Annotated in this window: 16 protein-coding genes; 6 read left to right on the forward strand and 10 right to left on the reverse strand. The window is 59.0% G+C overall.

Translation table 11 applies throughout. The features are described 5' to 3' along the window. Position 1 precedes the first annotated feature (1 nt). Genes ABVR31_RS14405 through ABVR31_RS14415 form a run of 3 tightly spaced genes read right to left on the reverse strand, consistent with a single transcriptional unit; the run spans position 2 to position 1700 of the window. Positions 2 to 658, reverse strand: a complete 657-nt coding sequence (locus ABVR31_RS14405) for a DUF799 domain-containing protein (RefSeq protein ID WP_021507140.1) — start codon at positions 656 to 658, stop codon at positions 2 to 4. Next, positions 655 to 1011 (reverse strand): DUF4810 domain-containing protein, encoded by a 357-nt coding sequence (locus tag ABVR31_RS14410; protein WP_021507139.1) that lies wholly within the window; start codon positions 1009 to 1011, stop codon positions 655 to 657. The genes ABVR31_RS14405 and ABVR31_RS14410 overlap by 4 nt, the downstream gene beginning before the upstream one ends. Positions 1012 to 1022: 11 nt before the next feature. Continuing rightward, on the reverse strand, positions 1023 to 1700 hold the full coding sequence (locus tag ABVR31_RS14415) for a CsgG/HfaB family protein (protein WP_021507138.1): 678 nt from the start codon (positions 1698 to 1700) through the stop codon (positions 1023 to 1025). A gap of 200 nt (positions 1701 to 1900) precedes the next feature. Here ABVR31_RS14415 and ABVR31_RS14420 point away from each other — a divergent pair, with 200 nt between their 5' ends. Further along, on the forward strand, positions 1901 to 2281 hold the full coding sequence (locus tag ABVR31_RS14420) for a cell envelope integrity TolA C-terminal domain-containing protein (RefSeq protein WP_254185826.1): 381 nt from the start codon (positions 1901 to 1903) through the stop codon (positions 2279 to 2281). On the opposite strand, the gene ABVR31_RS14425 is transcribed toward ABVR31_RS14420, so the two are convergent. Further along, entirely contained in the window at positions 2163 to 3302 is a 1140-nt protein-coding gene (locus ABVR31_RS14425; RefSeq protein ID WP_058757980.1) for an AraC family transcriptional regulator, read from the reverse strand. The two genes, ABVR31_RS14420 and ABVR31_RS14425, sit on opposite strands and share 119 nt — an antisense overlap. Before the next feature lie 32 nt (positions 3303 to 3334). Here ABVR31_RS14425 and ABVR31_RS14430 point away from each other — a divergent pair, with 32 nt between their 5' ends. Then, positions 3335 to 3475: a hypothetical protein gene (locus tag ABVR31_RS14430; protein WP_264441582.1), complete on the forward strand. Its 141-nt coding sequence runs from the start codon at positions 3335 to 3337 to the stop codon at positions 3473 to 3475. A 56-nt stretch (positions 3476 to 3531) separates the two neighbouring features. On the opposite strand, the gene ABVR31_RS14435 is transcribed toward ABVR31_RS14430, so the two are convergent. After that, entirely contained in the window at positions 3532 to 4536 is a 1005-nt protein-coding gene (locus ABVR31_RS14435; RefSeq protein WP_058757981.1) for a phosphotransferase enzyme family protein, read from the reverse strand. A gap of 267 nt (positions 4537 to 4803) precedes the next feature. Here ABVR31_RS14435 and eat point away from each other — a divergent pair, with 267 nt between their 5' ends. The 3 genes from eat to ABVR31_RS14450 all read left to right on the forward strand — a co-directional run bounded on the left by eat (position 4804) and on the right by ABVR31_RS14450 (position 8446). Beyond that, the gene (gene eat / locus ABVR31_RS14440; protein WP_058758051.1) at positions 4804 to 6168 is read left to right on the forward strand and encodes an ethanolamine permease; all 1365 of its coding nucleotides are present in this window, start codon (positions 4804 to 4806) and stop codon (positions 6166 to 6168) included. Between the two features lie 209 nt (positions 6169 to 6377). Continuing rightward, positions 6378 to 7376, forward strand: coding sequence for an aldo/keto reductase (locus ABVR31_RS14445; protein WP_372773277.1), 999 nt, complete (start codon positions 6378 to 6380; stop codon positions 7374 to 7376). 137 nt (positions 7377 to 7513) lie between these two features. Further along, the gene (locus ABVR31_RS14450) at positions 7514 to 8446 is read left to right on the forward strand and encodes a LysR family transcriptional regulator (RefSeq protein WP_150361724.1); all 933 of its coding nucleotides are present in this window, start codon (positions 7514 to 7516) and stop codon (positions 8444 to 8446) included. Positions 8447 to 8506: 60 nt separating this feature from the next. Here the strand turns inward: ABVR31_RS14450 and mak are convergent, their stop codons facing one another. After that, a complete protein-coding gene (gene mak / locus ABVR31_RS14455) occupies positions 8507 to 9418 on the reverse strand; it encodes a fructokinase (RefSeq protein ID WP_372773280.1) in 912 nt (303 codons plus the stop codon). A gap of 147 nt (positions 9419 to 9565) precedes the next feature. Between mak and rdgC the strand changes: the two genes are divergently transcribed. Further along, positions 9566 to 10477, forward strand: a complete 912-nt coding sequence (gene rdgC / locus ABVR31_RS14460) for a recombination-associated protein RdgC (protein WP_021507129.1) — start codon at positions 9566 to 9568, stop codon at positions 10475 to 10477. 195 nt (positions 10478 to 10672) lie between these two features. Here the strand turns inward: rdgC and ppnP are convergent, their stop codons facing one another. The 4 genes from ppnP to ABVR31_RS14480 form a co-directional block, all read right to left on the reverse strand. Further along, positions 10673 to 10957 carry a pyrimidine/purine nucleoside phosphorylase gene (gene ppnP, locus ABVR31_RS14465; protein WP_010616577.1) on the reverse strand — a complete coding sequence of 95 codons (285 nt, stop codon included), beginning with the start codon at positions 10955 to 10957 and terminating at the stop codon, positions 10673 to 10675. 104 nt (positions 10958 to 11061) lie between these two features. Then, positions 11062 to 11739, reverse strand: a complete 678-nt coding sequence (locus tag ABVR31_RS14470) for an AroM family protein (protein WP_058758052.1) — start codon at positions 11737 to 11739, stop codon at positions 11062 to 11064. A 2-nt stretch (positions 11740 to 11741) separates the two neighbouring features. Next, positions 11742 to 12674, reverse strand: coding sequence for a DUF1177 domain-containing protein (locus ABVR31_RS14475; protein ID WP_166709669.1), 933 nt, complete (start codon positions 12672 to 12674; stop codon positions 11742 to 11744). 15 nt (positions 12675 to 12689) lie between these two features. Next, positions 12690 to 14249: an OPT/YSL family transporter gene (locus ABVR31_RS14480; RefSeq protein WP_058775204.1), complete on the reverse strand. Its 1560-nt coding sequence runs from the start codon at positions 14247 to 14249 to the stop codon at positions 12690 to 12692. Positions 14250 to 14316: the final 67 nt, after the last annotated feature.

A 14316-nucleotide genomic window follows, 5' to 3' on the forward strand; every position in this document is an offset into this window, starting at 1 on the left:
ATTAACGCGTAACCGGCGCTTTGTAGCGCGGACCGGCCAGCAGACCACCCTGCTCGTTCTGCGCTAACAGACGCGCGCTGGTGACACCGGCAATGGTGTGCGCTTTGTCGCCCGCGTTGCTGGCGATCTGTTTGATCGCCGCCGACACCAGCATGCCAATGATGCCGCCGTTGCTGTTGTTGCTGTTCTCAGAATCATTGGCGGTGGCCATGCCCTGCCACAGCTCTTTACCGCTGCGCAGATCGACCAGACGGGCAGTGGCCGAGACCGTGGTCACCGAATCAACCACCAGATAGCTGCTGCCGTAATCGGTAATCGAAATGTACAGTGCGCTGTCTGCGTTGAAGATGTCATGCAAACGCTTCGTGCTCACCGCCTGAATTTCATGCCCGTTGCTCAGGCCGTTCTGCTGGAAGGTCTCTTCCACCACCGCCACCGGGAACACGTAGTAACCCGCTTCCGCCAGCGGCTGGGTCACCAGCGAGGTGAAGCTGTGCGACGCGTTGATATCCGGCGCACGGTTATCGGCAGGCAGCACCAGAATTGACGCCGGCTTACTGGCACGGAAGGCGCTGTAGTCATACGGTTTCTTATTCTGGGCACAGCCGGTCAGCAGCAGCGCCGCGAATACGCCGCACACGGCAATCAGTTTTTTCATTGGTTCACTCCTTTTTTCTTCATCAGAAAGTCCATGTACGGGGCCGATTCCGGAAACAGCTGCTTCTCGAGGGCGAACTGGCTGAAAGCTTTATCCGTATTGCCGTTTTTGGCGTACAGCAGGCCCAGCTGGGCGTGCAGACCGGGTGCCACCGGCTTGTTCACCGCTTTGGCCTTTTCGATATCCAGATTCAGCGCATCAATCTGCTTCTGCGGATCGCTGTCTTTCTGGTAATAGCTGTAGACCTGCTGCTGGTAATCACCCCAGTAGTAGATCGGCTCCGGTCCTTTTGGCGCACAGCCGGCCAGCACGCCTGCCGCGATCAGCGCGGCGCTCAGTTGCAGTAATTTCATCGTCAATATCCTTATTTCACCGGGCGCCATGCGCCGTTATTGATGCCATCCACCAGGTGGTCGACCGCTTCACGGATCGCCAGATCCATCACTTTGCCGTTCAGGGTAGAGTCATAGCTGGCGGTACCGCCAAAGCCGATCACCTCACGCGCTGACAGCTGGTATTCACCCGCGCCCTGCACGCTGTACACCACTTCTGAAGTGGTCACATCCACCACATTCAGGTTCACTTTGGCGTAAGCGATCTGGCTTTTACCGCGCCCGAGGATGCCCCACAGCTGCTGGTCGCCCACTTCTTTGCGCCCGAACTCGGTGATGTCACCGGTGATGATGTAGTTAGCGCCCTTGATATTCTGCTGGCTGTGTTTGAAGTCGGCTTCCTGCTGCAACTCTTTCAGGTTGCTGCGATCCAGCACGTTGAAGCGATTGGTCTGCTGCAGATGCGTAATCAGAATGGTTTTGGATTGGTTGCCCAGACGATCAACGCCGTCGGAGAAAATCCCATTCATGTATGACGAACGGTTATCAAACTGTCCCACCGCGATTGGGCTGCGCACGCCCTGATAAGCCGGCTGGCTTGCGGCGCGAACCTGAGGCGCGTCGATGGCGCGCGACGACTCGGTGGCACAGCCACTGAGCAGCGCGGCGCTTAACAAGGAGAGTGCCGCAAAGGCATATTTCTTCTGCATTTCTGGTCCATGAATAAAGGAAGGGATAACACCGCCACCAGGCGGCAAATTCTGGTTATGCCGACAGTCAGAGTAATGCCATAGCATTCCCTGCTGCGGTCTGTAGACTGTCGGCAGCAGCGCCAGGAATCTTTAGCGAAAATGCAGGCTTATTAATGAATTTAATTAATCGATTAGCGAGACTATCAGGTGGGTTAGTAATGATGGTGGGGCTCAGCGCCTGCCAGCAGGTGTCCGCGCCAGCCCCCAGCCTGGCCAATCAGTGCCAGCCGCAGGGCGATGCTGACAGCGCCGCCTGCCACTGGAGTGAAGCACTGCAGCAGCAGCTCAATAAGCAGTTTCACGATGCGGCGCGCTATGCCGGACAGCAGTGCTGGGTGCGCCTGGAGTGGCAGAACAGTGGGCGCTACGCGGTGACGCAAACCCAGGGCGACGAAGCGCTGTGTTTGCGCGCGTGGCAGCTTATTGGTCAGTCGCGCGGCTTACCGCCTCCGCCGCAGCGCGACCAGCCAGCGTGGTTTGGCTTTGCGCCGCACCGGCCTGACTCACCAGCCCATCCTGGCGCCACTGGCGCGGGCTGATGCCGAACCAGCGGCGGAAGGCGCGGGAAAACGCGCTGACCTCGGAATAGCCGAGCAGCAGCGCCATCTCCGAGATGGGCAGCTGTCTTTGCTGCAGGTAGTGCGTGGCCATTTCGCAGCGCACCTTATCCACCAGCGCGCTAAAGCTGATGCCCTCTTCGCGCAAGCGTCGCTGCAGCGACCAGCTCGACAACCCCATTTTGCCGGCGATCTCCTCCAGTACCGGTTCGCCCTGAATGAGCGTCAGGCTAACCTGCGAACGCGCCTGTTCGACCACGCTCTGCACGCTGGCGCTGCTGTTGAGGCGGCGAATGGCATCCTGCATCACCATCAGCAGCATCGCATCCTGCTCCGGCATGGCGCGCTGCAGGTCGCGTTTCGCGATCAGCAGTGAGTTAAACGGCTGATCGAACCAGACCGGCGCATCAAACACTTTGCAGTGCTCGTGCCACTGCTCCGGACGCGGATGTTCAAAGTGCACCTCGCGCGGCGCCCAGTTTTTGCCCGCCACGTGGCGAATCAGGTTGAGGAACATGCCGAGCGTCAGCTCCGCATCCTGACGGCGTGCCAGGATCGCTCCGTGGCGCACCTGATAATCGAGCCGCCAGCAGTCGCCCTTGTCCACCAGCCGCGTCAGCGTATCGTGCTGGTGCCAGGGAAACGCGTTCACCACATTGTGCAGCGCCTGCTCCAGCGTCGGCGAGCACAGTCCGATGTAGCCAATTAACCCTAATGACTGCGGTTTGAACTGCCTGCCGTAATGCAAACCGAAGTTATCAAAGCCGGAGTGGCGCGCCGCTTCTTCCATCACGCGGCAATAGTTCACCAGCCCGAGGCTCAGTGTCGGGCTGGCCAGCAGTTCGGAATCGATACCGCTGATGCCAAAGATGCGATCGACATCGCCGCCTTTATCCGTAATGAAGGCGCTCAGACCGGTCGCCGCCGCGGCCAGAACGCCACGGTTGCTGGCGGGTGTGGCAAACGCGCTGAAGGCATCTGCAGCAGAGATGAGTGATTGCATGGGAACCTCTCAGGGATCGCGCGGATAACAGAATGAAGGGATCCAGCAATTTTCATACCAGCGTCACCCGACGGCGCGCGGTGCAAGGCAATGCACCGCCTGGCCGCCGCTGGCGCGCTCCCGGCGGCGATCTGCGTGCCTGGCAGCGCGCCTGTCACGGCTGGCGCGCTTGATGCGCAGGCACCAGATTACGCCATCAGCGCGCGCCGCTGCCCTCTGCTGGTGCAGGTCACGCGCCTACCGGCAGCTGGCTGCTCTCAAGATAGCGACGGCACAGCCGCACCGAATGGCTGGCCCAGTGCGGCCCGAGGCTGAGCGCCATCTCGGTATCGGCGTGCGTGCCCATCCACGCCGTCATCTGGATACGACGCTGGATCAGCAGCGTCGGCACCAGCGCCATCTCAGCATCGCTGATGTGCGCCACGCGTTCATAGCCGAGGATCCAGTTATCCACCCACTCCGCCGCACGCGGATGGTGCTCGACGAAACTGATCGCGGCCGCCAGATCGTGCAGATACCAGCCCATGCCGCAGTCGTCAAAGTCGATCACCCGGGTCTCGCCTTTGTGCAGCAGCAGATTGGTCAGACGCAGATCGGCGTGGATCAGGCCGTAGCGATCGCGCTCTTTACCAAATTCCGCCAGCGCCTGCCCGGCGCGCTCCACCGCCGCTGCGATAATGCCGTGATCGGCCGGATCGAGATGCGGCGCATCCTGCCAGCGCCCCCAGTGGCTGTGCTCGCTGACCATGGTGTGATGATCCCAGATAATACGCTGAAAACCTTCGGGTTTCTGCCAGCTGCGGCTGTGCTGATGCAGGCGCGCGGTGATAGTACCGAGCTGCTGAAAAGCTTTGGGATCGACGTCGGTGGTCGGCATCTCGCCGTCAATCCAGTGGAACAGCACCGCATGACGCGTGCTGCCGTCCGCCAGCGTCAGCGTCAGCACGCTTTCACCGTCGCGCGCCGGGATGGCCTGCGGCACCATGATGCCGGTCTCGCGCAGCGCATCGAGCCACATCAGTTCACTGAGAATATCCGCTTTGCTGTGGTAATCCGGCCGGTGCAGGCGCAGCGCGTAGCGTTTGCCGCCGGCACGCAGCAAAAAGGTGGCGTTCTCCGAACGGCACAGTAATTGCAGCTCACCGTGCAGCGCGGCGGGATAGCAGGCCAGCGCACGTTGCGCCAGCAGGGTGATCTCGGCATCGGTCAGGGATTCGGCTTGTTTGGCGCTCATTCATCACTCTCCAGCATCAGTCTCTATAAACCAGTGTTATCAGCATGGGATGAGGTCGTCCTGACTGCCTGACCGCAGAACAGCAAAAGTTGACCGCAGCGTACAGCCAGCGCTTTTTCTGGCAGCGAGTTGACCGCAGAGGACAAAACTCACTGCGCCGGCGTCAAGTTTTCCCGTCCCGGGCAGCGGCATTATCCCTTCACTGTAGCGCAAACCCACAATAGCGCGGTGCCAACGCCGCACAACAAGCATGACGGGGAGATGAAGATGACAGGCAAACTAAAACCCACGCTGGGCACCCTGCATTTATGGGGTATTGCGGTTGGACTGGTGATTTCCGGTGAGTATTTCGGCTGGAGCTATGGCTGGGGCGTGGCCGGGACGCTGGGATTCCTGATCACCACCGCGCTGATCGCCACGCTTTATACCTGCTTTATTTTTAGCTTTACCGAACTGACCACGGCGATTCCGCACGCTGGCGGGCCGTTCGCTTACAGCCGTCGGGCATTTGGCGAAACCGGTGGTCTGATTGCCGGTCTGGCGACGCTGATTGAGTTTGTGTTCGCCCCGCCGGCCATCGCCATGGCGATTGGCGCCTACCTCAACGTGCAGTATCCCGATCTCAACCCCAAAACGGCGGCGGTCGGGGCTTATCTGCTGTTTATGGCACTGAATATTCTCGGCGTGAAGCTGGCCGCGATGTTCGAACTGGTGGTGACGGTGCTGGCAGTGCTGGAGCTGCTGGTGTTCATGGGCGTGGTATCGCCGGGTTTCAGCGTCGCTAACTTCGCCGCCAACGGCTGGGCCGGCAGCGACCATTTTGGCATGCCAGCGCTGTCCGGCATCTTTGCCGCCATCCCTTTCGCTATCTGGTTTTTCCTCGCCATTGAAGGCGCGGCCATGGCGGCCGAAGAAGCCAAAGATCCGAAGCGCACCATCCCAAAAGCCTACATCAGCGGCATTCTTACCCTGGTGGTGCTGGCGATTGGCGTGATGCTACTGGCCGGCGGCGCGGGCGACTGGCGCAAGCTGTCGGACATCAACGATCCGCTGCCGCAGGCGATGAAGATGATCGTCGGGGAGCACTCTAACTGGATGCATATGCTGGTGTGGATCGGCCTGTTTGGCCTGGTCGCCAGTTTCCACGGCATTATCCTTGGCTACTCGCGTCAGTTCTTTGCCCTAGCGCGCGCGGGCTATCTGCCGCCCAGCCTGGCGAAGCTGTCGCGCTTCCAGACGCCGCACCGTGCCATCATCGCCGGCGGTGTCATCGGTATCGCCGCCATTTACAGCGACGGACTGATCAATCTGCAGGGCATGACGCTGACGGCGGCGATGATCACCATGGCGGTGTTCGGCGCGATCGTGATGTACCTGATGAGTATGCTGAGCCTGTTTAAGCTGCGCCGCAGCGCACCGGACCTGGAGCGCAGCTTCCGTGCGCCGGGCTATCCGTTGGTTCCGGGCATCGCACTGGTGCTGTCGCTGGTGTGTCTGGTGGCGATGCTGTGGTTCAACCCGGTAATCGGCGGATTGTTTGTGGCGATCATGGTGCTCGGCTACCTTTACTTCCTCGCTACCAAAGCCCAGCGCGAGCGCGCACCGCAGGATTCCATGCTGGTCGGCGAGTAACAAACGCATTGCCCCTGCCCTTCAGGCAACGGAGGCGGGTACACAGAGCCCTTTGTGTACCCGCCTCTTTCTGCCCCACGTGATAAATCCATCCCACCACAGCACCGCTCCGGTCCTGCTGCTGTGATACCTTTTTTGCATGACGAAAATGACAATTCATTACGCGTAATCAGGGTGCAACAATCAAAAAAACCACAAAAGGAGCCATTATGCACACCCGACATTTATCGCAAACCCTGACTGTCAGTTCGATCGGCTATGGTGCCATGGGACTGAGCGAATTTTATGGACAGACAGACGACCACGCTTCACTGCAGCTGTTACACACGCTTATCGACCTGAATATCACGTTTATCGACACCGCGGATATGTACGGGCGGGGCCATAATGAGCGGCTGATTGGCCACTTTCTTGCCGGTCTGGATAACACCACGCGTGAGCAGTTTAACATTGCCACCAAGTGCGGAATCGATCGCCCTGCGGACCAGGCTTATGCCCGGACGATTAACAACCAACCTGACTACATCATCCGCTGCTGTAATGAATCGCTTAAAAGGCTTGGCGTTGAGCGCATCGATCTGTTCTATCTTCACCGCGTGAGCCAGGTTACGCCGATTGAAGAGAGCATGGAATGCCTGAGCCGCCTCGTTAAAGCGGGTAAGATCAACCACATTGGCCTGTGTGAAGTTTCTGCTTCAACTCTGCGCCGGGCCCATGCCATTCACCCGCTTACTGCCCTGCAAACCGAATATTCACTGTGGACGCGCGATATCGAAGCTGAGATTCTGCCGGTGGTGAAAGAGCTGGGTATAGGTTTAGTTCCCTACTCTCCGCTGGGCAGAGGGTTTCTGACCGGAAAGTATCGTCATAACAGCGACTTCGCTGAGGGTGATTTCCGCAAAAATAATGAACGCTTCAGCCAGTCCAGCCTCGACCATAATGCCCAGCTTCTTGACGCGGTGCACCCGCTTGCTGAAAAGTACAGCTGCACGCCGGGGCAGATTGCGCTGGCCTGGCTACTGGCGCAGTACGACAAGCTGATCCCCATTCCGGGAACGAAACAGACCCGCTATCTGGCGGAAAATGCGCAGGCCGCCGATATCGTGCTGGAGCAGGCAGATATCGCTTTACTGAACGCTATCCACCAGCATATTGAGATCAGTGGCGAGCGCTATTCTCAGGAAGGGATGAAAAGCATTAATGCCTGAAGCCATAACCGGGTAACGCCCGGTTATTTTTTCGGACGTCGCGCCGCCAGCCTGCTGCGCGTCCAGACCGATTAACCCCATATCCTGCTGATCTTTCGCGGGGTAGAATAACGTCTTTGATTACCCGGATGGACTCTATGGCGACGGCAGAGCACCTTATCAGCAACCATCTCCCCAGCGTGAAACAGCTTCAATGCTTTCTTGCGGTTGCGCACGAGCTGAACTTTCGCCGGGCCGCCGAACGGCTCAGAATGACTCAGCCTCCGCTAACCCGACAGATTAAGCGCCTTGAAGCCGTGCTGGAGCAGCCGTTGTTTAGCCGCAGCACCCATGACGTTAGTCTGACGGACGCTGGCCGGGCGCTGGTAATCAAAGCGGAGAAGATCCTTCAGGCGCTGAATGAACTCAAGCCTGGCTCGCTTTCTTCAGAAAAGCGCCTGCGTATCGGCCTCACCCGCACGCTGAATTTTGCACTGATTGCGCCCATTCACCAGCAACTGCTGAAACTGGACGCCGCCGACGATGTGGAAACGCCCGATCTGACGTCTGCGCAGTTGCTGCAGTGTCTGGCAAAAAACCGCCTGGACCTGGTACTGACGGGCGAAAGGGCAACCGGCCACGAAGATACCGTGCAGTACCAGTGGATCGGTCGTGAGCCGTTGCTGGTAGCAATGCCGGCCAGACATCCGGCCAGCCTGAAGGAAAAAGTCTCGCTGGAAGCGATCGGTGATTTACCGCTGTTCTGGTTTGCCAGAAGCGCCAATCCGTCGTTCTACGATAAATGTGAACGCTTGTTTTCACAGCTCCACACCCCGCTTAAAAGAGTTAAAGAGCCGGATGATTCACTGGTTATGCTGACACACATTGCCCGAGGAAAAGGCTTTGCCCTGATGCCGCAGTCGAAATGTACCTTTCATCAGGAAGGATTGTGTTATCGCGCACTGGCTGACGATGAAGCGCAAAAACTGCATATCGATATTTATGCCGCCATCCGACTGAATGAAAACCGGCCAGCCGTGCTGCATGCGCACGATATCGTGTGTCACGCCGGTCAGTTAAGCCAACACTGACCCGCTTCGGCCCCCTCTTCCGCTGGAAGAGGGGTTAAGCACGCATAAAGCGTCGTTATGCTACCCTTTCACCGGCCACAGCCAGGCGGCACCGCGTACGCCGCTGGAGTCACCGTGCACCGCTTTCAGCACCGGCGTTTCGCACTCGCGGCCGAACACCCACTGTTTCATCAGCGTCGGCACCGTCTGGTACAGCCGATCGTTGTTGCTCATTCCGCCGCCGAGCACGATCACATCCGGATCGAGCAGGTTAACCACCTGCGCCAGCGATTTGGCCAGCCGCGTTTCATAACGGCTCATCGCCAGCTCGGCTACCGGATCCTGCTGTTCGATCAGCCGGATGATCTCCGCGCCCTTCAGCGCCTGTCCGCTGAGACGCTGATAATCAATGGCGAAGCCGGTGCCGGAGACAAACGTCTCAATACAGCCCTGCAGCCCGCAGTAGCACGGCACTTCCGCGCGATAACGCAGTTCGTCGTCATCCATCCACGGCAGCGGATTGTGACCCCACTCGCCTGCGTTACCGTTACCGCCAATGCGTGATTCTCCGTTGATGGCCACGCCTGCGCCGGAACCGGTGCCAATGATCACCGCAAACACCAGCGGCTGGCCTGCGCCTGCGCCATCAACCGCTTCGGAAACCGCCAGGCAATTCGCGTCGTTGGCGATGCGCACGTCACGATTCAGCGCACGCGCCAAATCTTTGTCCAGCGGCTGGCCGTTGAGCCACGTCGAGTTAGCATTTTTTACCCGCTGGGTATAAGGAGAAATCGTGCCGGGAATGCCGATGCCGACCGTCCCCTGCTGCCCGGTCTGCGCTTCCGCCAGCAGGACTAAGTCGACAATCGCCTGCACCGTGGCGGCGTAGTCGTCACGCGGGGTATTCACGCGGTGGCGAAACAGCTCCTCGCCCTGGTCAGACAGCGCAATCACTTCAATTTTGGTGCCGCCTAAATCAATACCGATACGCACGATTTATTCCTCATTATTCGTTCAGGTGACAGATACAGTAGAAGGCTGAATCGGGAAAGGCAATGAAACCACTCCGATGTTTCGCTATCATGCGCGCTGACTGTTTTAGACTTGTGCGCCCGATCGCACCCACGGTAAGGAATCCTGATGTTGTGGTTTAAAAATATGATGGTTTATCGTCTGAATCGGGACATCCCGCTGTCCGCAGACGATCTGGAAAAACAGCTCGACGCCTTCACCTTCACGCCGTGCGGCAGCCAGGACATGGCCAAAACCGGCTGGGTCTCGCCGATGGGCAACCGCAGCGAAGCGCTGACGCATGTGATTAACGGTCAGATAGTGATCTGCGCCCGCACCGAGCAGAAAATTCTGCCGTCGCCGGTGGTGAAGCAGGCGCTGGAAGCCAAAATTGAGAAGCTGGAAGCGGAACAGAGCCGCAAGCTGAAAAAGACCGAAAAGGATTCGCTGAAAGATGAAGTGCTGCATAGCCTGCTGCCGCGCGCCTTCAGCCGTTTCAGTCAGACCTTTATGTGGATCGACACCGTCAACAATCTGATCATCGTCGACTGCGCCAGCGCGAAGAAAGCGGAAGATACGCTGGCGTTACTGCGTAAGAGCCTCGGCTCGCTACCGGTGGTGCCACTGACGCTGGAAAATCCGATCGAGCTGACGCTGACCGAATGGGTGCGCTCCGGTGAATTGCCGGCGGGTTTCACCCTGATGGACGAGGCTGAGCTGAAGGCGATACTGGAAGATGGCGGCGTGATCCGCTGTAAAAAGCAGGATCTGGTTTCCGACGAGATCGCCACCCACATCGAAGCCGGTAAAGTGGTCACCAAACTGGCGCTCGACTGGCAGGAGCGTATTCAGCTGGTGATCGCCGATGATGCATCGGTGAAGCGTCTGAAGTTCAGCGACACGCTGCGCGAGCAGAATGACGATATCGATCGCGATGATTTCGCCCAGCGTTTTGATGCCGATTTCATTCTGATGACCAGCGAGCTGGCGGCATTGATCAGCAATCTGGTGGAAGCGTTAGGCGGCGAAGCGCAGCGTTAAGCGGACATCGCAAGCTGCAAGGATAGTACGGGTGTGGTTAACGATCGCCATGAATGGCGCCCCTGCAAATATGCTGATTCATAGCTGTAGGGTCAGCATTTATGCTGACCGCAGGCCACACCTCATGCTGGCGCATAAAAAAACCGGTAACGCCGCACAGGCATTACCGGTTGATAATGGATGCTGCTTTAATGCTTAAAGATAGCGGCACAGGTAAGACGTTGGCTCCGCCACCTGCAGGTGGAATTCGCTGTGGCCCGGCACGTTAAATACCGATCCGGCTTCGTACCATTTCCACTCGGCTTCGCCCGGCAGCAGCACTTTCAGCGCGCCGCTCACTACCGTCATCTCTTCCGGCTGGCCGGTACCAAAGGTATATTCGCCTTCCGCCATCACGCCAACGCTGGCCCGGCCAATGGTCACGCTGTCGAAACCAATGGATTTCACTTTTCCGTCGAAATACTCACTTACGTTGAGCATGTTACTTCCTCACAGCACATTAGGGTTACCGGCAGATTACAAGGGAACTCGCTGATCTGTCACGCGAATTAGCGCCGCCCGTCGCAAGTTGTGATCGGCCTCGATCAGACGATCAGTTCAGCCGCCAGTTTCGCCACCAGCACATTCGACAGCAGCACCGGAATGCCCAGCATGTTCTGCAGGAAATCGCGGTGTTTCTGGTGATAACCGATACAGTCGAGCACCACCACATCAGCGCCCTGCTCCTGCAGGGTCAGTCCGGCTTCCATCAGTTCGCTCTGCTGCGCCAGGTACGGGCTGGCGACGGCAAAACAGGGCGAGCTTTGCAGGTTACGCCATTTGCTGGCCTGCTCAGCGATCTGCTCCTCAACCGGCACCACGATGCCGATTTTGTGCGCCTGTACGATGGCGCTGACCAGCGGCGGAATGATGCGATCCGGCTCCAGCAGCAGCGCCGACGTGGTTTTTAGCGTGCCGAACTCACCGGTACACAGCAGCAGAATGGTGTCGTAACCCTGCTGCTCCAGCGCGGTAATTTTACGCTGCAGTCCCTGTTCGACGGTGGCCGCCGCCAGCCGTACCTGTTCGCCGCTGCTCATGCGCGAAACCAGCACTTTATCGCCCGGCGCGGGAGCGTATAACTGCTCCACTTCAGCCAGCGTCAGGCCATCCAGCAGACCGGCATGCGCGACGGCGTCGGCGGGCAAATGCTCCTGCAGCAGCGGCAAAATATCGCTACGCGGTGACTGGCCAATGGTTAAGGTTACAAGCGACGGTTTCATCATCAGGCTTTCCGGCTGCGCAGGTGGCTGAGGCTACCATACAAAGATAGCAGCAGCGCGTACTCCTGCGGGTCATAAAACTGGCAGGTCTCACGGCCAAACTCTTTGGCCACTTCCACCGCAAAGCGCACGGTCGCCGCGATGTCCACTTCATGGCTGGCGCCGGTGCCGCAGCCAGGCACCACGGATTGCGCACAAATCGCGACGCCCACCACTGGCACATCAGTGGCGGTGGACGGTTGCAGGATGCTGTTGAGGTGATACACGCCGTTGCCGTAAGGGGTGATGTCCTGCGTGGTGATCGGGAACGTCACCGCAGGCTGACCGCTGGTCATCTCCATAATGCGCAGCAGATCTTCCGATACGCGCAGGATGTAGCCCTCTTTCACCGTGGGTGATAGCGCATAGCCCTTATGGTTGAGGATGCGGTTTCCTTTAGTGGTATCGATAGAGAGAATCGCGTCGACGCCTTCAACCACTTCGTTGTCATTCATGGTGATGTCGTCGCACGGCGAATCCATGAAGTCCACCGGCTCGTGCGGCCGGGTCGGCGCATCCGGACAAATATGGGTGGTTACGATCACGTCGCCAGCCAGCACGTCGCCTTTGGTTTGCATCTGTGCCAGCTTCAGCGCGCTGCTCACCGCAGCAACCGCACCGTCGGCGTCGGACACCATGCCGATGCGCGTCGGGCGCGCACCGATGCCGCCGAGACGGCCAATGATCCCCAGCGTCGGCGCGCTGCCGCCCCGGCTTTTGCCCTGGGCGCCAGGAATGTCGATGCGCACAAAATCGGTGCGCCCTTTTGGCCCACTGACGCGCTTAAAGCTGGCTTGCACGCCAGGATAGGCGGCGAACAGATCGACCACCTGCTGGCCATCCACGCAGGCGCTGTCGAGTAACTCAAAAACCTGTAGTGTCTGCTGTAAACTCATCGCTAAATCCCTGAATTATTTCTTACTACTACTGGCAAAAAGTGAGTGGAAGAAGCTGTAAAGCGCGTCGCCCGCAATGAATCCAGCGGCCATCACCTCCATCGGTGAACGTCCACGCTCGCCCCACACGCGCAGGATCAGGACACGTAACGCAATCCCGACCAGCACCGCCCAGCCTGCGGCGGCGTTGTTGATTAACAGACCGGTGGCTAGCAGCACGCCGAGCTGGCGCTTAGGCCCGCCGATCAGCTGAATAATCGCCCCCGGAATCGCCCACATCAGCAGGCTACCGGCAATGCCGGGCTCCGCGCCGGCCTGAATGGTTTTGGCGTAAACGCGCGCCACCGGCGGCAGCAGATTGTCGACAAAGAACAGGTTATGCGCATACCACACCACCGGAATTGCGATGACGAAAGCGATCATCGCGGCGATCAGCTGGATGCGGCGGCCCCACAGCTCCTGCTGCACATCGGCCCCGTTGCCGCGCAGAATAAAGCCGGCCTTCAGGTCATAGCCCATATCGGCGAAGGCCGGACCGGTGGCCGCGGTGAAGCCGCACAGCAGGCACAGCGCCAGCGGCGGGAAGCCGAGCAGGATGCCGAGGATCAGGGTGATCAGCGCTACCGCGAAGGCCGGGAACCAGCCCGAGTGCATGGCGGCGATGCCGACAATCAGCTCATGCACGAAGGCGGCAAAGGCCGCGTAGATAATAAACAGCAGCAGCATCGGCAGGCCCATCTCGCTCCACAGCCCGCCACCCAGCGCCAGCAGTGCCGAGATTACGATATAGCCGACAGTCCCCAGGCCGAGCGCGCGTTTAACTTCGGTGTCGCTGCGGCTGACGTTGAGGTTGTCGTGACGGCGACTGCGAATCACCTGCACCACCTGAATCAGCGCCACCAGACCGGCTCCGACCATTACGCCGTGCGGAATGTACAGCGCGTTAATATCGATACCAGCAACCGGTTGCGCATAGGCACGCAGCAGGAAGCCGATGCCGAGCATGGTCAGCGCCCAGATATTGCCAATGAATGCCGTACCAAAGGCGGACATCGGGATTTTCAGCATCGAGCCCGCGACGCCGCCCACGATTCCGGCCACCAGCAGCCAGGCCTGGCGACCGCCTTTATCACCGGCTTTGATCGCTTCTGCCGCTGCCACGCCCGGTGGCCATGCATTGCTGGCCGGGAATACGCGCGTGTCGAACAGACGATACAGCAGCCACGCATCCAGCAGCATTGCCGCGCTGACGCCGACAAACAGCGGCAGCACCAGCTGCGGCTCACCCAGCGCCCACGGCACGGCAATCGGCATCAGCAGGCTATTGGCAGCGCCGAAGGTGGCGGAAGAGATGGCGGTCTGTGCAAGGTTTTGCACTTCAACCGAACGGTAGCGGCGAAACCACTGTAGCGGAATGCGCGCCAGCAGCATGGCAAATAGCGCGCCGATAATTGAAGTATTGGGCGTTACCCCAATAGTTGTGATCAGCTGTACCCCAATGATGGCCCCTGCAACTGACAGCAGAACCAGCATCAGACCCACGCCAATATTTTTTATTGGATTATCCAGACGCATATTATCCCCGTATTTTCACCCTGTAGAAAACGCGCAATGACATTGTGCCCGACACGCGGAACCTCAA

The sequence above is a fragment of the Pantoea sp. WEP genome (assembly GCF_041678305.1).
In the GTDB taxonomy this organism is placed as follows: domain Bacteria; phylum Pseudomonadota; class Gammaproteobacteria; order Enterobacterales; family Enterobacteriaceae; genus Pantoea; species Pantoea dispersa.